This is a genomic window from Streptomyces spiramyceticus, from assembly GCF_028807635.1.
Lineage (GTDB): Bacteria > Actinomycetota > Actinomycetes > Streptomycetales > Streptomycetaceae > Streptomyces > Streptomyces spiramyceticus.
This window is the reverse complement of the sequence record NZ_JARBAX010000001.1, coordinates 262,898-279,814: the sequence shown is the minus strand read 5'-3', so window position 1 is coordinate 279,814 and position 16,917 is coordinate 262,898. Positions and strand designations below refer to the sequence as shown.

Genomic DNA, 16,917 nt, shown 5'->3' with positions numbered 1-16,917 from the left:
CTACGCCTGCCGCTGGTCCGGCCGGCCCACCAGCTCGCGCAGTACGTCCTCCATCGTGACGAGCCCGGCCGGGTTGCCGTTCTCGTCAAGTACCGCCGCCAGGTGGGTCCGGCTGCGCCGCATCGCCGTCAGTACGTCGTCGAGCGGCGTCGTCGCCCGCACCCGGGCGATCGGCCGCAGCGCGGAGACCGGGAACGGCACATCGCGCGGTATGGCGTCCAGCGCGTCCTTCACGTGCAGGTAGCCCAGGATCCGCAGGCCCTCCAGGACAGGGAAGCGGGAGAACCCCGACTCGGCCGACAGCCGCTCCAGATCCTCCGGCGTCGTCCACACCTGGGCGAACACCACGCGTTCCACCGGCATGACCACGTCCACCACCGGACGGCGGCCCAGTTCCAGGGCGTCGTGCAGCCGCTCGGCCGCACGGTCGTCGAGCAGGCCGGCGTGGCCCGCGTCCGTGACCAGCCGCGCCAGCTCGTCGTCCGAGAAGGTCGCGGACACCTCGCCCTTGACCTCCACCCGCAACAGCTTGAGCAGGGCGTTGGCGAAGGCGTTGATCGCGAAGATCACCGGCCGCAGCCCACGGGCCAGCGCCACCAGCGGCGGACCGAGCAGCAGCGCGGTACGAACCGGCTCGGCCAGCGCGATGTTCTTCGGCACCATCTCGCCGAAGAGCATGTGCAGGTACGTCGCAGCCGCCAGCGCGATGACGAACGAGACCGGGTGGATCAGCCCGTCCGGCAGACCCACCGCGTGGAACACCGGCTCCAGCAGATGTGCGATGGCGGGCTCGGCGACCACACCGAGCACCAGGGTGGCCAGCGTGATGCCCAGCTGAGCCGCCGCCAGCAGCGCCGACACGTGCTCAAGTCCCCACAGGACGCTGCGCGCCCGCCGGTTCCCCGCCTCCGCGTCCGGCTCGATCTGGCTGCGGCGTACGGCGATCAGCGCGAACTCCGCGCCGACGAAGAAGGCGTTGACGACCAGCGTGAGCAGGCCGACGAGCAGTTGGATCACGATCATCGTCCGGCCCCCTCTTCCCATGAACCGGACGCGTCTGAACCGGACGCGTCGTCCGTGGCCGGAGGCGCGTGCAGCAGCACCCGCGCCGCCCGGCGCCCCCCGGCGTCCACCACGTCCAGCTGCCAGCCCGCCAGCTCGATACGGTCGCCCACCACCGGGATACGTCCCAGCTCTGTCGCGACCAGCCCGGCGAGCGTCTCGTACGGGCCGTCGGGCACGCGCAGTCCGACCCGCTCCAGCTGGTCGGTCCTGGCCGCGCCGTCCGCCGACCAGAGCGCACGCCCGTCGGCGTCGTCGCCGGCCGGGGCGAGGTCCGGTGTCTCGTGCGGATCGTGCTCGTCGCGCACCTCGCCGACGACCTCCTCGACAATGTCCTCCAGCGTTACGACGCCCGCCGTGCCGCCGTACTCGTCGATGACCACAGCCATGGTGCGCTTGCCGGACAGCCGGTCCAGGAGCCGGTCGACCGTCAGTGACTCCGGTACGAGCAGCGGCTCGCGCAGGATCTCGGAGACGGGAAACAGCCGCCTGCGGTCGGCAGGCAGGGGTAGCACGTCCTTGATGTGCGCGATACCGACGACCGCGTCGAGGCTGCCGCGGTAGACGGGGAAGCGGGACAGACCGGTGGCGCGGGTGGCGTTGGCGACGTCCTCCGCCGTGGCCTGCACATCGAGCGCGGTGACCTGCACACGCGGGGTCATCACGTTCTCCGCGGTCAGTTCCGCCAGGTTGAGGGTCCGTACGAACAGCTCTGCGGTGTCGGCCTCCAGCGCGCCCGCCTTCGCGGAGTGCCGTGCCAGCGCGACCAGCTCCTGAGGGCTGCGTGCGGACGCCAGCTCCTCGGCCGGCTCCAGGCCGAAGCGCCGGACGATCCGGTTCGCCGTGCCGTTGAGGTGGCTGATGAGCGGGCGGAAGGCCGAGCTGAACACCCGCTGCGGGGTGGCGACCACCCTGGCCACGCCCAGCGGCGACGAGATCGCCCAGTTCTTGGGCACGAGCTCGCCGACCACCATCAGAACGACAGTGGACAGCGCCGTACCGATGACCAGAGCCACCGACGAGGCCGTCGACGGGGACACGCCGAGGGCCCGGACCGGACCGCGGATCAGTTTGGCGACCGACGGCTCGGCGAGCATGCCGACGAGCAGGTTGGTGACGGTGATGCCGAGCTGAGCGCCGGAAAGCTGGAACGTCAGGCTGCGCACGGCCTTGAGCGCGCTCGCCGCGCCACGGTCGCCGCGCTCGACGGCCCGCTCAAGATCTCCGCGCTCGATCGTGGTGAGCGAGAATTCCGCCGCGACGAAGGCTCCGCAGGCCAGCGAGAGCAGCAGGGCCACCAGAAGCAGAAGCACTTCGGTCATCGGTTCACCTCCGTCCCATGATCCGGCAGGGACGGGAGGATTGCGCGATGTCGCCTACGTCGACTACTGGGAGGCTCGCCCATGGGCGGACGCTCACACCTTTCAGAAGTGGTGAATGGTCCGCCCATGGTAAAGGAGGGGCAAAACGAAAAAACCCGGGAGTCAGCCCACCAGCGGCTTGACCCAGCGCGACCACTGAGGCTCCGGCGCGTACCCCGCCGCCCGCCACGCATGGTGCCCGCGCTCGTTGCGGTCGAGCACCATCGCGTCGCCGCGCCGCCCTCCCAGCTGTACGAACCGCTCCTCCGCCGCCGCGAGCAGTGCGGAGCCGATGCCGCGCCGCCGCCGGTCCGGGTGCACCGCCAGCCGGTACAGATGGCAGCGCCAGCCGTCGAAGCCCGCGATCACTGTGCCGACGAGCGCACCACCGGCCCCACCACCGGCCCCACCACCAGGCTCACCGTCGAGCTCCGCGAGAAGCAGCGATTCGGGGTCGCGGGCGACCAGCCGCTCGATGCCGGCCCGGTCGTCGCTGATGCTCGTCCCCTCGGCGGCCTCCTTCCAGAAGGCCAGAACCGCGTCGAGGTCGTCGGGCCCCGCCGCCCGTATACGTAGATCATCCATGGCGTCATCCCACCACTGGCACACCGCGGCGTCGAACAGATTCCGGGATGTGGTCGCCGTGGCCGGCGAAGCCGAGGCGATCAGCTGCCGCGCAGCTCCTCGATCACCGGACCGAAGGTCTCCAGGTGCGGGCGTCTCTACTCGTGCGCGATGGCGGCCAGCACATTCATCCGCGAGGCGCGCGACGCCGGAAGCAGTGCCGCAGCCAGCCCCACCACGACGGAACCCACCACGACCGCCACAACCGTCCACCAGGGTATGGCGAATGCGGTCATCCCCTCCAGAGCGAGAACCTGCTGTATGGCCACCCCCCACACCATCCCGAGTGCGAGCCCCAGCAGCGCACCGAACACCGCGATCACCACGGACTCCAGCCGGATCATGCGCCGCAGCTGCACCCGTGAGAGCCCGATGGCGCGCAGGAGTCCGATCTCTCGGGTCCGTTCCACCACGGACAGGGCAAGGGTGTTGACGACCCCGAGCACCGCGATGACGATCGCCAGGCCGAGCAGCGCGTACACCAGATACAGCATCACGGCGATCTGCTGCCGGATCAGCTCCTTGTAGTCGGCCTGGTCCCTGACCTGCACCTGCGGATACGGATCCAGCGCCTGCTCAAGATCCTTCCTCAGGTCCGCCACATCGCTGCCGCTCGCGGCGTTGACGTACAGCGCCGCGTCCTGCCCGCCCGGCAGGTACTTCTCCACCGTCGCGAGCCCCATGAAGAGCCCGCCCTCCATGCCCGGCCCGCCGGACTGGTTCATGTCCGTGAGCGCGGCCACCTTGAGCTCGGCCCTCTTCCCGCCCGGGAACTCCACCGGCACCACGCTGCCGATCCGCACCCGGTGGTCCTTGGCGTAGTCCACGTCCATGGCGATACTGCCCGCCGCCAGCGCCGCGGCCGAGTTCCCGCTCGCGTACGTGATACGGGCGACCTCGTCGATCCGCGGGTCGTACGCGGACGCCGTCGACTCCGCCCGCTTCCCGTCCGGCAGTTGCAGCCCCATCGGCGCGAAGCGCTGCCGCACCACCGTGCCCGCGCTCTCCACCCCGTTCACCTTGTCGGTGATCTCCTGGGGGAAGGGCATGAAGTTCGTGTTCTGTACGACGAAGTCGGCGCCCAGCGTCTTGTCGATCTGCTCGTCGAACGACTTGGTCATCGACGCGCTGGCCACCGAAAGCCCGACCACCAGAGCCAGCCCGACCATCAGGGCGGCCGCGGTCGCGCCCGTACGCCGCGGATTGCGCAGCGCATTGCGCTGGCTCATACGCCCGACCGGACCGAACAGCGCGGGGAAAGCACCGCCGAGCACCCGGATCACCGGCCGTACGAGCAACGGCCCCGCCACCACCGTGGCGAGCAGCGTCAGTACGACGCCGAGCCCGAGCAGCGGAGCCGCCGAACCTGTCTCCCGGCTCACGGCGCACCCGGCCAGCGCTGCGGCGCCGGCCGCCGCGACCAGTGCGCCGGCCACGGCTCGTACCCTCAAAGGCCTGCCCACACCGGCGACTTCGGCATCCACCAGCGCCGCCATCGGCGAGACGCGGGCCGCCCGCCGGGCCGGCAGATACGCGGCGACGAAGGTGACGCCGACCCCGACGACGTACGACGCCACGGGCGTTCCCCAGCCCACCACCATCTCGGTGGCGCGCAGGTTCATCCCGAGCAGGCCCATCAGTTCGATGAGCCCGGCGGCCAGCCCGATGCCCGCGGCGAGGCCCACGGTCGAGCCGAACAGCCCGAGCAGCAGCGCTTCCGTCAGCACGGAACGGCGCACTTGGCGGCGGTCCGCTCCCAGCGCCCGCAACAGCCCGAGCTCGCGGGTGCGCTGGGCGATCAGCATCGAGAAGGTGTTGACGATCAGGAAGATGCCGACGAGCGTGGCGACCCCGGCAAAGCCGAGCATCACGTACTTGATCACATCGAGGAATCCGCCCAGTTCGGAGGCCGCCGTCTCGGCCTGCTCGTCGGCGGTCCTGAGCTCGTACGCACCGCCACCGATCTCGTCCGCGATCCGCTGCTTGAGTACGGAGTCGCTGGTGCCGTCTGCAGCGTTGACCGAGATGGAGGTGGCGGCATCCGCCTTCCCCAGCAGCTTGGTCTGCGCGGTCGGGGTGTCCAGGAAGACGAGCGCGGCACCGGGGTTGGTGGTGGTGAAGGTGGCGATACCGACGATTTCGGCCTTGAAGGAGCCGGGCTGCGCGAGGATCGTGAGCGAGTCGCCGATCCCGAGCTCCTTCTTGTCGGCGGTGTCCGCGTCGAGCAGCACCTCGCCGGGCCCGTCCGGCTCGCGCCCGCTGGTCAGCTTCACCGGACTGCGGTCGGTCGGATGCCAGTTGGTCGCGATGGTCGGTGCGCCGGTGACCGGCCCGACGGGCTCTTTGTCGGCGTCGACGACCGTGATGTTCTCCACGGAGGCATCGACATGTGCGTCGTCGACCCCGTCGATCTTCTCGATCCGGTCCACGAGGGAGGCCGGCACCGTACGGACGATTCCCGACGGCAGGCGCTCGTCGATGCCCTCGCGCGCCTGGACCGTCACATCCGCGGAGGTGGAGGAGAAGAGCCGGTCGAAGGTGCGGGCCACCGTGTCCGAGAAGATCAGGCTGCCGGCGACGAACGCCACCGACAGGATCACGGCGAGGGCGGACAGCAGCAGCCGGCCCTTGTGGGCGAAGAAGCTCCGCAGTGTCGCCTTCAGCATGGCGGCTCAGCCCTCGGTTCCCTGGGGGCGTCCCCCGGAGAAGAGGCGCATGCGTTCCAGGACCGCTTCGGCCGTCGGCGCGGGCATGTTGTCGACGATCCGCCCGTCGCCGAGGAAGAGCACCAAGTCGGCGTAGGCGGCGGCCACCGGATCGTGCGTCACCATCACGACCGTCTGGTCGAGCCGGTCGACCGCCTCGCGCAGGAACGCCAGCACTTCGGCGCCCGCCCGCGAGTCGAGGTTGCCGGTCGGCTCGTCGGCGAAGATCAGCTCGGGCCGGGAGGCAAGTGCACGCGCACAGGCCACCCGCTGCTGCTGACCGCCGGACAACTGGGACGGGCGGTGCTTCAGCCGGTCGCGCAGCCCCAGCGTGTCGATCACCCGCTCCAGCCATTCGGCGTCGGGTTTGCGCCCGGCGATGTCCATGGGGAGCGTGATGTTCTCGGCCGCGGAGAGCGTGGGCAGAAGGTTGAACGACTGGAACATGAAGCCGATCTTGTCCCGCCGCAGCCGTGTCAGTTCGCGGTCCCTGAGACCCGTCAGCTCGGTGCCGCCCAGCCACACCTGTCCTGCGGAGACTGTGTCGAGCCCGGCCAGGCAGTGCATCAGCGTGGACTTTCCCGAGCCGGACGGGCCCATCACCGCGGTGAACCGGCCACGCGTGATGGCGACGTCCACGGAGTCAAGGGCAAGTACGGTCGTCTCGCCCGCCCCGTACGCCTTTGTGAGCCCACGCGCACGCGCCGCCACCGGAGCGTCGCCGGGCGCGGGCCCGTCGGCGCGTGCTTTTGCAGGTGTGGACAAGGCGGCCTCCCGTGGTTGTTGGCCGAGCCGACTCCCGTACATCTGCCGAGAGTAAGGCGCGCGGGCTGTCGCCGGTATCCATCGTGGGGTGGGCGTGGCGGGCCCGTGTAAGGGCCAAGGGGTGCGCGCCCCCTTGCCGGTGCTAGCACTGCCGCGCTAGCTTGATGGTGTGGCGAAGACCCAGTTGAACGTACGAGTGGACGAGACCACCGCGGAGGCCGCGCGACAGCGGGCCCTCCAACGCGGGATGAGCGTGAACCGCTACATCGAGGAGCTCGTCAGACAGGACGCGGGCGAGGTGGGACGTACCTTCGTGGAGGCCGCGTCCGACTTCATGAAGCAGTACGAGTCGGTGTTCGCCGAGGAGTTCGGCACGGAGCGCGAAGGCAAGCGTTGACCCTCAAGATCGACCTCGCCTGGCTCCTCATGATCGCCGAGCACAAGACACCGGGTGACCCGCAGGTCGTCGACTGGGGCGCGCTCGTCGCCGCCGTCGCCCGGCACGAGGCGGAAATATTCGGCATCCCCGTCTACAGCGATCCGCACGCGCGCGCCGCCGCCCTGCTTCAACTGCTGCTCCATGTCCCGGCCCTGGAGCGCTCGAACGCGATGTTCGCCTCGGCCGTCGCCTACGGTTACCTCGTCGCCTGCGGCCTCAAGGTCATCACCTCGCCCGAGCAGGTGCGGGACTTGGCCCGGCTGGTGAAGGACGGCAAGGCGGATGTACATGCCATCGCCGAAGAGCTTCGCCAGTGGAGTCTGTGACGGGCGGCGTCGCTATGCGGCGTCCGTGTCACCTGTGCTATTCGTGCCACCGGTGCCATTCGTGTCACCGGTGCCCTTCGTATCACCGGTGACATCCGTCTCCATGGGTTTGCGCGCCACGCCCAGCACGCAGGGCGACGACGGCAGCTTGACGCCCTGCTCCGGTACGAACAGCCGTCGGCAGGCCTCGATCCCGAAGCCGGCCGCCCGGATTTCCGCTATCGGGTCGCGCGCCGTGTGGCAGCCGCCGAAGAGGACGGGCCATACGGTGCGGTCCAGCGCGCGCTGGGTGGCCACCATGGCTCTGCCCTCGCCTCGTCCGTGCTCGAAGAAGCGCAGTTCGCCGCCCGGCCGCAACACACGCCTGATCTCGGAGAGCGCGCGCGGAACGTCTCGTACGCTGCACAGCACCAACGACACCACCGCCGCGTCGTACGCCTCGCTCTTGACCGGCAGCGCCTCCGCGGCGCCCGGCACGACGTCCACCGGGACGTCGGCGTCCAGGGCGGCCTGCACGGCCAACTGGCGCAGGCTGCGCTCCGGTTCGATCGCCACGACCTCGGAGACGGCCGACGGGTAGTGCGCGAAGTTCAGCCCGTTGCCCGCACCGATCTCGATGACCCGCCCGGAGAGGCCGGACAGCAGCTCGGTGCGGTGTGCTGCCACCCCGCCTCTGAGGTCGGCCACCACGCTGATTCGGGCGTAGAAACGGGCGAAAAGGGGATGGTGCACAGCGTCCCGGGGAACCTTGCTGCGGCGCAGCGGCATCGCGGACCTCCTCCGGCGGGCGGACGGATACCGCGATTCTTACCCCGTGGGGCCCGGTACGCCGCTCACGAAGCAGAACTCGTTGCCTTCGGGGTCGAGGAGCACCTGGAAAGAGCCTTGCGCATCGGTGACGATGCCGCCGCTTCTGGTCGCCCCAAAGCGTTCCGCCTCGGCGGTGGCGGAGGCGAGGTCGCCGGCGTCCAGATCCAGGTGGAGACGGTTCTTTACGGCCTTCCCCTCGGGTACGCGCTGGAAGGCGAGCCGGGTGAACCCGGGCGGATCGATGTACGACCAGTCCGGACTGCGGTCCTCCGGGGCACCGCCGAGCAGGGCGGCCCAGAACCGGACCAGAGCGGCCGGATCCGCACAATCGAAGACGATCTCGTCGACACGTGCTCGCATGCCGGTCAGCGTACGCGCAGCTCGGTGCGGCCTACGCGCGCCAGGTGCCGCCGAGACTCGGCGCGAGCCAGGTCGCGGCGCGGGTACGGAAATCGGCGGGCGCCAGGGCTCCGGCTCCCTCGGGAACGGCTCCGAGCAGCGGGGCTCCCGCGGCTTCGGGCAGGTCCGTCAGATTGCACCGCTCGGCCAGACCGGGGTGCGTGGGCCAGCTGCCGACGACCACGCCGAGGAGCTCCAGTTCGCGGGCGCGCAGGGCTTCGGCGGTCAGCGCGGTCGAGTTGAGCGTGCCGAGGGCGGCGGGCGTGACGACCAGTACGGGCGCGTCGAGGAGACGGGCGGCGTCGGCGAGGGTCGCGCCGTCGTCGTCGAAGCGGACGAGGAGGCCGCCGGCGCCTTCGACGAGGACGAGGTCGTAGTCGGCGGCCAGCTTCTCGGCCGCCTCGGCGATGCCGTGCGGGCGGACGGGGGGAAGTGCGGCGCGGCGGGCGGCGGTGGCGGGGGCGAGGGGGTCGGGGAACCGGGCGAGTTCTACGCCGCGCACGCCGGTGCCCGCGAGGCGCACGACCTCGTCGGCGTCTCCGCCCGGTTCACCGGGGGCGAGGCCGGTCTGGGCGGGTTTCAGTACGGCGACGGTGCGGTTGGCTGCGCGGGCGAGGGTGGCTACGGCGGCCGTGACGATGGTCTTACCGATCTCGGTGCCGGTTCCTGTGACGATGATGATGGGCATTCGGTGCTCCCGTTGACGCGATCTTTTCTTCCCCTACCCGCCCCTTCCCGAACCGGGGCTCCGCCCCAGACCCCGCTCCTCAAACGCCGGAGGGGCTGGATCTGCGGCAACTTTCAGCCCATCCGGCGTTCGAGGGCATACGAGGGGCGCCCGTCATGCAACCGACGCCGCCGCCCGCACCGCCCCGCATACGCGGGCGAGATCCGCGTCAGTCGTGACGTACGGCGGCATCGTGTAGATCAAGTCGCGGAACGGGCGCAGCCACACGCCCTCCCGCACCACCGCCCGCGTCGCAGCCGCCATGGCCGCCTCGTCAAGCGCGCAGTCCAGCTGTACGACGCCGATCGCGCCCAGGACCCGTACGTCCCGTACCCCCGGCAGCTCCGCCGACTCCGCCAGGCCCTCCCGCAGGCCGGCTTCGATGCGCTTGACCTCGCGCGCCCAGTCCTGGCCGAGCAGCAGGTCGATCGACGCGCAGGCGACCGCCGCCGCCAGCGGGTTGCCCATGAACGTCGGGCCGTGGGCCAGGACGGGCAGCTCGCCGCGCGAGATGCCTTCGGCCACCTCGGACGTGCACAGCGTCGCCGCCATCGTCAGGTAGCCGCCGGTCAGCGCCTTGCCGAGGCACATAACGTCGGGTGAGACGCCCGCGTGCTCCGACGCGAACAGCGTGCCCGTACGGCCGAAGCCGGTCGCGATCTCGTCGAAGATCAGCAGGACGCCGTGTTCGTCGCACGCCTCGCGCAGCACCCGCAGATACGCGGGGGAGTGGAAGAGCATGCCGCCCGCCCCCTGCACCACCGGCTCCACGATCACTGCAGCCAGTTCGTCCGCGTGCCGGGCGACGAGCGCGCGGAGGTGGTCGGCGTACGACTCGGAGAATTCGGAGAATCCGGCAGGCGGCGCGTCCGCGAAGATCTGACGCGGCAGCACCCCCTGCCACAACTCGTGCATCCCGCCCTCGGGGTCGCACACCGACATCGGCTGCCAGGTGTCGCCGTGGTAGCCGCCGCGCCAGGTCAGCAGGCGCTGCTTGCCGGGGCGGCCCACCGAACGCCAGTACTGGAGGCACATCTTGACGGCGACCTCGACCGACACCGATCCGGAGTCGGCGAGGAAGACATGCCGGAGCGGCTCCGGGGTGATCTCGACGAGCTTGGCGGCGAGCCGCACGGCGGGCTCGTGGGTGAGCCCGCCGAACATCACATGACTCATCCGGTCCAGCTGGCCGCGCGCCGCCTCGTTGATGACCGGGTGGTTGTAGCCGTGGATCGCCGACCACCAGGACGACATGCCGTCGATCAGCTCGTCCTGCCCGTGCGCGGGCCGGCCGAGTCGCAGCCGTACGCCGGACGCGGATTCGACGAGCAGCGGCTCGACGCGGCCCGGCATCGGACCGTACGGATGCCAGACGTGTTCCCGGTCGAGCCGGAGCAGTTCGGTGGGGCTGAGCGACTCGAACATGTCAGGCATTGGGGGCGATATCCGTCCCCGCACCCCTTCGGCGTACCGACACGAGGTCCGTACGCGCCTCAGGCACCGCAGCGGCCGTCGGCTCGTCGCCGCACGTTCCGGACGCCTCGTCACCGCACACGGAGCCGCAGCCGCCGCCGGCCGCCCGGTGCTCGGGCAGCGTCGTCGTGTCCGTGCCCTCCACCTCGAAGCCGGCGTCGGCGATCATCTCCAGGTCGGCCTGGCCGGCCTGGCCCTCACTGGTGAGGTAGTCGCCGAGGAAGATCGAGTTGACCAGGTGCAGCGCGAGCGGCTGCATCGTGCGCAGATGCACCTCGCGCCCGCCGGCGAGCCGGACTTCCACGTCCGGGCAGACGAACCGCACCATCGCGAGGATGCGCAGCGCCCGCTGCGGCGTCAGGTTCCACTCCTTGGCGAGCGGCGTCCCCTCGAAGGGGATCAGGAAGTTCACCGGGACCGAGTCGGGGTCGAGGTCGCGCAGCGCGAAGACGACGTCGACGAGATCCGCGTCCGTCTCGCCCATGCCCGCGATCAGCCCGGAGCACGCGGACATGCCCGCCGCCTGCGCCTGCTGGACGGTCTCGACACGGTCGGCGTAGGTGTGAGTGGTGGTGATCTCGCCGTACGTCGCCTCGGACGTGTTCAGGTTGTGGTTGTACGCGTCGGCGCCGGCCGCCCGCAGCCGTTCGGCCTGCCCGTCGGACAGCAGCCCGAGGCAGGCACAGACCTCGACGTCCTCGTTCTGTTCCTTGATCGCCTCGATGGTCTTCGAGACCCGGTCGACGTCCCGGTCCGTCGGCCCGCGCCCGCTCGCGACCAAGCACACGCGCTTCGCGCCGCCCGCGACCCCCGCGGCCGCCGCCTGTGACGCCTCGTCGGGCTTCAGCCATGTGTACTTGAGAATCTCGGCCTTGGAGCCGAGGCGCTGCGAGCAGTACGAGCAGTCCTCGGGGCACAGGCCGGACTTCAGATTGACCAGATAGTTGAGTTTCACCCGCCGTCCGAACCACTGGCGGCGTACCTTTCCGGCCGCGGCCACCACATCGAGCAGCTCGTCGTCGGAGGTCGCCAGTACGGCGAGCGCCTCTTCGCGGGTCGGCAGTTCGCGCCGCAGCCCCTTGTCCACCAGCGTGTTCAGCAGGTCCATGGCGCCGATCCTGGCCTACCGCACCACCTGTGGCCAAGGAGGAAATGCACAAGAGCGGCCCATCGAGGTGTGGGTATTGCCACATCATGACCTCGGACGAGCCCGGCTAGTGTCTGTGGGCTGCCTACAAAAGGGACTCATCCATGCCCCAGGGACCGGGACCGTTCGACTGGATCGACGAGCAGGCACGGCTGCGCGACAGGGCCGGGCTCGTCAGGACGCTGCGTCCGCGCCCCGCCGAGTCCGCCGTCCTCGACCTGGCGAGCAACGACTACCTCGGCCTCACCCGCCGCCCCGAGGTCACCTCCGCCGCGGCCGAGGCGGCCCGCCGCTGGGGCGCGGGCGCCACCGGTTCGCGGCTCGTCACCGGCAGCACCGACCTGCACGCCGAACTGGAGCGGGAGCTGGCCGATTTCTGCGGCTTCGAGGCCGCACTCGTCCTCTCCTCCGGTTACGCCGCCAACCTCGCCGCCCTCACCGCGCTCAGCGGCCACGGCTCCCTGATCGTCTCCGACGCCCTCAACCACGCCTCGATCGTCGACGGCTGCCGGCTCTCGCGCGCCGACACAGCGGTCGTGCCGCACGCCGACCCCGACGCCGTACGCAAGACGCTCGACGCGCACGACGGGCGGGCGATCGCCGTCACCGACTCGGTCTTCTCGGTCGACGGCGACGCGGCGCCGCTGCCGGAGCTGGCGGAGGCCTGCCGCGCCCACGGTGCGGCCCTCGTCGTCGACGACGCCCACGGGCTCGGGGTCCTCGGCGACGGCGGCAGGGGCGCGCTGGACGCGGCGGGCCTGGCCGGTGCGGACGGTGTCGTCGCCACGCTGACCCTGTCCAAGTCCCTGGGCAGCCAGGGCGGAGCGGTCCTCGGCCCGGCCCGGGTCATCGACCACCTCGTCAACACAGCACGTACGTTCATCTTCGACACGGGTCTGGCACCGGCCGCAGCCGGCGCGGCGCTGGCGAGCGCACGGCTGCTGCGCCGTGAGCCGGGGCTTGCCGCCCGCGCTCGTACCGTCGCGGTCTCGTTGCACCGGGGACTGACCGACGCCGGTCTGTCCGCCGTACGCCCGGACGCCGCCGTGGTGTCGGTCCTGGCGCCCTCACCGGAGGCGGCGGTGCGGTGGGCCGCCGACTGCCGCGAGGCGGGCCTGGCCGTGGGCTGCTTCCGGCCCCCGTCGGTGCCGGACGGGATCTCCCGCCTCAGGCTCACCGCCAGGGCCGACCTCACGGACCAGCAGATCGAGGAGGCGGTGGCCACCGTCCTGCGGACCGCGCCCGTGGTCGGGAACAATCACATTCGGATCAGCAATGTTCGAAAGGGAGAAGATAATGGTGGTGGCGCGCGGTGAAATGCAGGATCTGTAAACGGACATGAGACATTTTCGCCACCGCGAGTAACTGCCTCACCTGCTGTTTCATGACTTGATATGCGCCCCACCAATGCGCCGCCCAAATACGTTCTTGCGTAGCAGAGTTCACCGCTTCGAGCGACAGATATCTGCATATCTTGGGGTCTCGCCCACTATGACGGCACCATGAGTGGCACTCTGGCGCGGAGCAATCCGAGGCCGCCCTCGAAGTTAATCCGCTACGAGTCGGAGTCCGGCCCCGGTGGGAAAGGGACAGCGTCGCCATGGCAGACCACCAGGAAGTATCCGTCACTCTGCCGAGCGAGCCGGCCTCGGTCTCAGCGGCACGGAGATACGTCGCCGAGATTCTCGGCGAGTGGGGGATGCCCCCCGACTCCGATGCCGCCGATACCGTTCGGCTTATCGTTTCGGAGCTGGCAACAAATGCCGTCCAGCACACTTTCGGCCAGTCGCCCACCTTCACCGTGGACGTACAGCTGGACCGGGACGAGAGGTTGCGCATCGGCGTCACAGACAGCCACCCCCGGTGGCCGAAACGGTTGCCCGCCGCCGTTCAGCAGGACAACGGGCGCGGCATAGTGATTATCCGCTGTCTCACCCTGGAGTGCGGCGGCCGGCTGAGCGTCCAGCCCACGCAGGAGGGTGGCAAGACCGTGTGGATCGCGCTCCCCTGGAACGTCCCCGTCAAGCAGTGACGGTCAAGCCGTAATGGTCAAGCAGTAACGGTCCGCCAGTGATGACCCACGCCAGGCGTACCCCGGCGGCGTGCACACCACCGCCGGGGTCGCCCCAGGTCATGCTGCCAGGGCCTCCTCAGACGAGGCCGCGCTCCATCGCGCTGCGCTCGACACAGAATTCATTGCCCTCGGGGTCGGCCATGACGACCCAGCCGAGGCCCTCCGCATTGCGCTGATCGCTGATGATCTTCGCGCCGAGCTCCGCGAGCCGCTCCACCTCGGCATCCCGCGTGCCGTTCGGCGGCTGGATGTCGAGGTGTATGCGGTTCTTGACGCTCTTGCTCTCGGGGACACGGATGAACAGCAGTCCGGGGACGCCGGGCTGATCCGATTCGATCAGCACTTCGTCGTCGCCCGGAGCGTCCTCCTTGCTCACCTTGTAACCGGTGAGCGCGGACCAGAACTCGGCGATGGCGTACGGGTCGTGGGCGTCGAAGGTGATGTGACATACCGGATTCATGAAGGTCATGGTGGTCAACTTACCTTCACCGCCAGGCAGTTCACATGATTTAGATCAGCGCACCCGGCCGTACCACACGGAATTGGACCAGATCCTCTCCAGCTTCACGTGGGAGCCGGTCTTCGGGGAGTGCCAGATCTTGCCGTTGCCCGCATAGATGCCCACGTGGTAGACGCTGCGACCGTAATGGAAGAAGACGAGGTCGCCGGGCTGCCTGCCGGAGGCGGAGATGTGCCGCGTCCTGTTGTACTGGGACTGCGCAGTGCGTGGCAGGCTCTTGCCGGCCTTCTTGAACGAATAGAGCGTCAGCCCCGAGCAGTCGAACCGGTTCGGGCCCGTTGCCCCGCGCATGTACGGGGCACCCTTCTTCGATGCGGCAATCTTGAGCGCCTTCGTCGAATGCGACGCGGCATGTGCCTCGGTGGCGGCCCCCGGCACCAGCATGGTGCCGCCGAGGGCGACGAGCGTGAGAGCCGAGGCGGCCCCGGCCCGGGAGAGCCGGTGCGGAACATACGTGTGCGCGGTCATGCGCAACCCTTCGTCAGCCGCCTGTGAAGGATGGCCTGTCGGGTTCGGACAGGCGAAGATGCCCGGCCGCTTTCGCGGCTTCACCCCAAGGGACGACCGTGTCCGGTCACCCCGTCCTACCTGGGTCCTCCACTCCTGCCGATGCACTCCTGTCGACCAGTCATCCGGAGCGGCGGCAGGACTCAGCGTCCGCCCGGACCGCCCCGCCGAGGTGGCGGGGGCTTGTCGTCCCAGGGATCTTGACTCATGAATACCCGGATTTCCGAGCAGAAACGGGCGTATGTGAGGCTCCTCACGACTGACCCGTTCGGGTGGACAGGGGTGTTTTTGACGATCGTTGTCGATGCCTGGCGACCCTCGTACCAGGGACGGAATGCCCCATTCCGCCATCTGTGTAGGCGCGATGCGCAAGTCGGATAGTACGACTGCGCAGTCGGTAGATACGCCGTTCGAGGTGTCGCGTGTCGTACTGGGCAGGGCCAGTCGGCTGAACCCCCGTCAACTCGTGGCGCGGGGCGGCACGGTGACCCGGCTCGCCCGCCGCTCACCGTCGAGCACCCGCAGTGCCCGGGCGAGGGTGGCGGCATGGAGGCGGGTCTCGCCCCGCTCGTGCATCACGGTGAGCGCGTCCCGCAGTCCCGCGGCCTTGCCGACGAGCGCCTGTGCGGCGCGCAGAGCGCCGTAAGTGTCGGCCCCGTGCGCCGGATTGATCCGGCCCACCAGATCGACGACTTCCAGATAGCGGTCGATGAACTCGCACTCGGCGCGCGTCAGGGCCGGCAGCGGCGGCAGTTCGGGCAGCAGCATGCGGGGATCACCTCGGGGCGGAGAAGGCGGAAGTGTCCTTGCGGCTCTGCACGATGTGGTCCACCAGGCCGTACGCCCGGGCCGCATCCGCGTCGAAGACCTTGTCGCGCTCGATGTCGGCGTCGACACGCTCCCCGCTCTGCCCGGTGTGGCGCGCGAGCAGCTCGGCGAGCAGCTCCCTCATGCGCATCAGCTCGCGCGCCTCGATCTCCAGATCGGACGGCTGCCCATGCACGGGCTCGTCGATGGACGGCTGGCTGAGGAGCACCCGCGCTCCCGGCAGCGCGAGGCGCTTGCCCGGTGAGCCGGCCGCGAGCAGCACGGCAGCCGAGGACGCGGCCTGGCCCAGGCAGATGGTCTCGACGTCGCAGGTGACGAACTGGATCGTGTCGTAGATCGCCGACATGGCGGTGAACGAGCCGCCGGGGGAGTTGATGTAGAGCGAGATGTCCCGGTCGGGGGCGGCATGTTCGAGGTGCATGAACTGCGCCATCACATCATTGGCGGCGGTGTCGTCGAGTGCCGTACCCAGGAACACGATCCGCTCTTCCAGTAGCTTGGAGTACGGGTCGAGGGTGCGGGTTCCGGTGCTGGTGCGTTCGGTGAATTCGGGCAGGACGTAGCGGGCGCTGTGGGTGGAAGGCCGGTTCATGGCAGTGCTTCTCCCTCATTGGTCCTCAGGCGTGACCTTGGGCCGAGCGTCTGTAAAAAATGTACAGGACGTACAGGCCGTTATGATGGGGAGCATGGCCTACGAGATTCCGGTGACGCAAGCCCGAGCAGAGCTCGCCGAACTGATCAACCGCGTCGTCTACGGCGGAGAGCGGGTGGTCGTGACGCGTCACGGGAAGCCGCTGGTGGCGCTGGTTTCCGCCGCTGACCTGGAACGACTTGAAGGTGAGCAGGAGGTGGCCGAGGATCCGGTGATCAGTTCCGTCTCCGCGATCGGCTCGGCGCCGTCCGCTCCGGGCGAACGGCGCCGCTTCGGTATCGCGGCGGAACACCGCGGCAGCACACGCGACAGCTGACTGCACCCGGCAGCTGACCTCCGCGCCCGCCCGCCCGTACGTACGTACGAAAGAGGCCGTGCGCCGGCGACCGTCCCGCGTTCCCGCGCCCGGTCCTTCAAGTGTGGACCGAGAGCCTGCGCAGCGAGGCGCCCGGACCGTGATCGCCATCGCCGTCCATGACCCACGTGGCGGAGGGCGGC

At 69.8% G+C, this 16,917-nt stretch carries 19 protein-coding genes and 1 riboswitch; of the genes, 5 read left to right on the top strand and 14 right to left on the bottom strand.

Annotation, left to right across the window (positions count from 1 at the left end; translation table 11 throughout):
* The 5 genes from PXH83_RS01080 to PXH83_RS01060 all read right to left on the bottom strand — a co-directional run bounded on the left by PXH83_RS01080 (position 1) and on the right by PXH83_RS01060 (position 6,517).
* Positions 1 to 1,023, bottom strand: a complete 1,023-nt coding sequence (locus PXH83_RS01080; RefSeq protein WP_274555595.1) for a hemolysin family protein — start codon at positions 1,021 to 1,023, stop codon at positions 1 to 3.
* Positions 1,020 to 2,384 (bottom strand): hemolysin family protein, encoded by a 1,365-nt coding sequence (locus PXH83_RS01075; protein ID WP_274555593.1) that lies wholly within the window; start codon positions 2,382 to 2,384, stop codon positions 1,020 to 1,022. Before PXH83_RS01075 ends, PXH83_RS01080 begins: the two co-directional genes overlap by 4 nt.
* Before the next feature lie 162 nt (positions 2,385 to 2,546).
* Positions 2,547 to 3,008, bottom strand: a complete 462-nt coding sequence (locus PXH83_RS01070) for a GNAT family N-acetyltransferase (RefSeq protein WP_274555591.1) — start codon at positions 3,006 to 3,008, stop codon at positions 2,547 to 2,549.
* Positions 3,009 to 3,145: 137 nt separating this feature from the next.
* Positions 3,146 to 5,713 carry an ABC transporter permease gene (locus PXH83_RS01065; protein WP_274555589.1) on the bottom strand — a complete coding sequence of 856 codons (2,568 nt, stop codon included), beginning with the start codon at positions 5,711 to 5,713 and terminating at the stop codon, positions 3,146 to 3,148.
* Between the two features lie 6 nt (positions 5,714 to 5,719).
* Positions 5,720 to 6,517: an ABC transporter ATP-binding protein gene (locus PXH83_RS01060; protein WP_274555587.1), complete on the bottom strand. Its 798-nt coding sequence runs from the start codon at positions 6,515 to 6,517 to the stop codon at positions 5,720 to 5,722.
* 169 nt (positions 6,518 to 6,686) lie between these two features.
* On the opposite strand from PXH83_RS01060, the gene PXH83_RS01055 reads away from it, so the two are divergent.
* Entirely contained in the window at positions 6,687 to 6,914 is a 228-nt protein-coding gene (locus tag PXH83_RS01055) for an antitoxin (RefSeq protein WP_214910147.1), read from the top strand.
* The gene (locus tag PXH83_RS01050) at positions 6,911 to 7,282 is read left to right on the top strand and encodes a fic family toxin-antitoxin system, toxin component (protein ID WP_214919775.1); all 372 of its coding nucleotides are present in this window, start codon (positions 6,911 to 6,913) and stop codon (positions 7,280 to 7,282) included. The genes PXH83_RS01055 and PXH83_RS01050 overlap by 4 nt, the downstream gene beginning before the upstream one ends.
* 12 nt (positions 7,283 to 7,294) lie before the next feature.
* Here the strand turns inward: PXH83_RS01050 and PXH83_RS01045 are convergent, their stop codons facing one another.
* The 5 genes from PXH83_RS01045 to bioB form a co-directional block, all read right to left on the bottom strand.
* Positions 7,295 to 8,050 (bottom strand): class I SAM-dependent methyltransferase, encoded by a 756-nt coding sequence (locus PXH83_RS01045; protein ID WP_274555578.1) that lies wholly within the window; start codon positions 8,048 to 8,050, stop codon positions 7,295 to 7,297.
* A 39-nt stretch (positions 8,051 to 8,089) separates the two neighbouring features.
* Positions 8,090 to 8,452, bottom strand: a complete 363-nt coding sequence (locus PXH83_RS01040; protein ID WP_274555573.1) for a VOC family protein — start codon at positions 8,450 to 8,452, stop codon at positions 8,090 to 8,092.
* Positions 8,453 to 8,483: 31 nt separating this feature from the next.
* Positions 8,484 to 9,179, bottom strand: coding sequence for a dethiobiotin synthase (bioD, locus tag PXH83_RS01035; RefSeq protein ID WP_274555571.1), 696 nt, complete (start codon positions 9,177 to 9,179; stop codon positions 8,484 to 8,486).
* A 153-nt stretch (positions 9,180 to 9,332) separates the two neighbouring features.
* The gene (locus PXH83_RS01030; protein ID WP_274562621.1) at positions 9,333 to 10,643 is read right to left on the bottom strand and encodes an adenosylmethionine--8-amino-7-oxononanoate transaminase; all 1,311 of its coding nucleotides are present in this window, start codon (positions 10,641 to 10,643) and stop codon (positions 9,333 to 9,335) included.
* 1 nt (position 10,644) lies between these two features.
* On the bottom strand, positions 10,645 to 11,799 hold the full coding sequence (bioB, locus tag PXH83_RS01025; protein WP_274555569.1) for a biotin synthase BioB: 1,155 nt from the start codon (positions 11,797 to 11,799) through the stop codon (positions 10,645 to 10,647).
* Positions 11,800 to 11,942: 143 nt separating this feature from the next.
* Here bioB and PXH83_RS01020 point away from each other — a divergent pair, with 143 nt between their 5' ends.
* Together PXH83_RS01020 and PXH83_RS01015 are read left to right on the top strand one after the other, a co-directional pair.
* Complete coding sequence (locus PXH83_RS01020; protein WP_274555566.1) at positions 11,943 to 13,154, top strand: 8-amino-7-oxononanoate synthase; 1,212 nt, start codon at positions 11,943 to 11,945, stop codon at positions 13,152 to 13,154.
* 284 nt (positions 13,155 to 13,438) lie between these two features.
* Entirely contained in the window at positions 13,439 to 13,870 is a 432-nt protein-coding gene (locus tag PXH83_RS01015) for an ATP-binding protein (protein ID WP_274555564.1), read from the top strand.
* Positions 13,871 to 13,988: 118 nt separating this feature from the next.
* On the opposite strand, the gene PXH83_RS01010 is transcribed toward PXH83_RS01015, so the two are convergent.
* The 4 genes from PXH83_RS01010 to PXH83_RS00995 all read right to left on the bottom strand — a co-directional run bounded on the left by PXH83_RS01010 (position 13,989) and on the right by PXH83_RS00995 (position 16,359).
* Complete coding sequence (locus PXH83_RS01010; RefSeq protein ID WP_274555562.1) at positions 13,989 to 14,381, bottom strand: VOC family protein; 393 nt, start codon at positions 14,379 to 14,381, stop codon at positions 13,989 to 13,991.
* A gap of 45 nt (positions 14,382 to 14,426) precedes the next feature.
* Entirely contained in the window at positions 14,427 to 14,900 is a 474-nt protein-coding gene (locus PXH83_RS01005; RefSeq protein WP_274555559.1) for a C40 family peptidase, read from the bottom strand.
* 3 nt (positions 14,901 to 14,903) lie between these two features.
* A riboswitch (cyclic di-AMP (ydaO/yuaA leader) is annotated at positions 14,904 to 15,065 on the bottom strand.
* Positions 15,066 to 15,398: 333 nt separating this feature from the next.
* Positions 15,399 to 15,707, bottom strand: a complete 309-nt coding sequence (locus PXH83_RS01000; RefSeq protein WP_274555557.1) for a hypothetical protein — start codon at positions 15,705 to 15,707, stop codon at positions 15,399 to 15,401.
* Positions 15,708 to 15,714: 7 nt separating this feature from the next.
* Complete coding sequence (locus tag PXH83_RS00995) at positions 15,715 to 16,359, bottom strand: ATP-dependent Clp protease proteolytic subunit (RefSeq protein WP_274555555.1); 645 nt, start codon at positions 16,357 to 16,359, stop codon at positions 15,715 to 15,717.
* 94 nt (positions 16,360 to 16,453) lie between these two features.
* On the opposite strand from PXH83_RS00995, the gene PXH83_RS00990 reads away from it, so the two are divergent.
* Positions 16,454 to 16,735, top strand: a complete 282-nt coding sequence (locus PXH83_RS00990; protein WP_274555553.1) for a type II toxin-antitoxin system Phd/YefM family antitoxin — start codon at positions 16,454 to 16,456, stop codon at positions 16,733 to 16,735.
* Positions 16,736 to 16,917 lie beyond the last annotated feature (182 nt).

Bases quoted from the DNA above. Each gene is read 5' to 3' on its own strand.
- PXH83_RS00990 (WP_274555553.1), top strand. From the start codon at position 16,454: ATGGCCTACGAGATTCCGGTGACGCAAGCCCGAGCAGAGCTCGCCGAA.
- PXH83_RS00995 (WP_274555555.1), bottom strand. From the start codon at position 16,359: ATGAACCGGCCTTCCACCCACAGCGCCCGCTACGTCCTGCCCGAATTC.
- PXH83_RS01075 (WP_274555593.1), bottom strand. From the start codon at position 2,384: ATGACCGAAGTGCTTCTGCTTCTGGTGGCCCTGCTGCTCTCGCTGGCC.
- PXH83_RS01015 (WP_274555564.1), top strand. From the start codon at position 13,439: ATGGCAGACCACCAGGAAGTATCCGTCACTCTGCCGAGCGAGCCGGCC.
- bioD (WP_274555571.1), bottom strand. From the start codon at position 9,179: ATGCCCATCATCATCGTCACAGGAACCGGCACCGAGATCGGTAAGACC.
- PXH83_RS01000 (WP_274555557.1), bottom strand. From the start codon at position 15,707: ATGCTGCTGCCCGAACTGCCGCCGCTGCCGGCCCTGACGCGCGCCGAG.
- PXH83_RS01020 (WP_274555566.1), top strand. From the start codon at position 11,943: ATGCCCCAGGGACCGGGACCGTTCGACTGGATCGACGAGCAGGCACGG.
- PXH83_RS01010 (WP_274555562.1), bottom strand. From the start codon at position 14,381: ATGACCTTCATGAATCCGGTATGTCACATCACCTTCGACGCCCACGAC.
- PXH83_RS01005 (WP_274555559.1), bottom strand. From the start codon at position 14,900: ATGACCGCGCACACGTATGTTCCGCACCGGCTCTCCCGGGCCGGGGCC.
- bioB (WP_274555569.1), bottom strand. From the start codon at position 11,799: ATGGACCTGCTGAACACGCTGGTGGACAAGGGGCTGCGGCGCGAACTG.
- PXH83_RS01070 (WP_274555591.1), bottom strand. From the start codon at position 3,008: ATGGATGATCTACGTATACGGGCGGCGGGGCCCGACGACCTCGACGCG.
- PXH83_RS01045 (WP_274555578.1), bottom strand. From the start codon at position 8,050: ATGCCGCTGCGCCGCAGCAAGGTTCCCCGGGACGCTGTGCACCATCCC.
- PXH83_RS01030 (WP_274562621.1), bottom strand. From the start codon at position 10,643: ATGTTCGAGTCGCTCAGCCCCACCGAACTGCTCCGGCTCGACCGGGAA.
- PXH83_RS01080 (WP_274555595.1), bottom strand. From the start codon at position 1,023: ATGATCGTGATCCAACTGCTCGTCGGCCTGCTCACGCTGGTCGTCAAC.
- PXH83_RS01065 (WP_274555589.1), bottom strand. From the start codon at position 5,713: ATGCTGAAGGCGACACTGCGGAGCTTCTTCGCCCACAAGGGCCGGCTG.
- PXH83_RS01040 (WP_274555573.1), bottom strand. From the start codon at position 8,452: ATGCGAGCACGTGTCGACGAGATCGTCTTCGATTGTGCGGATCCGGCC.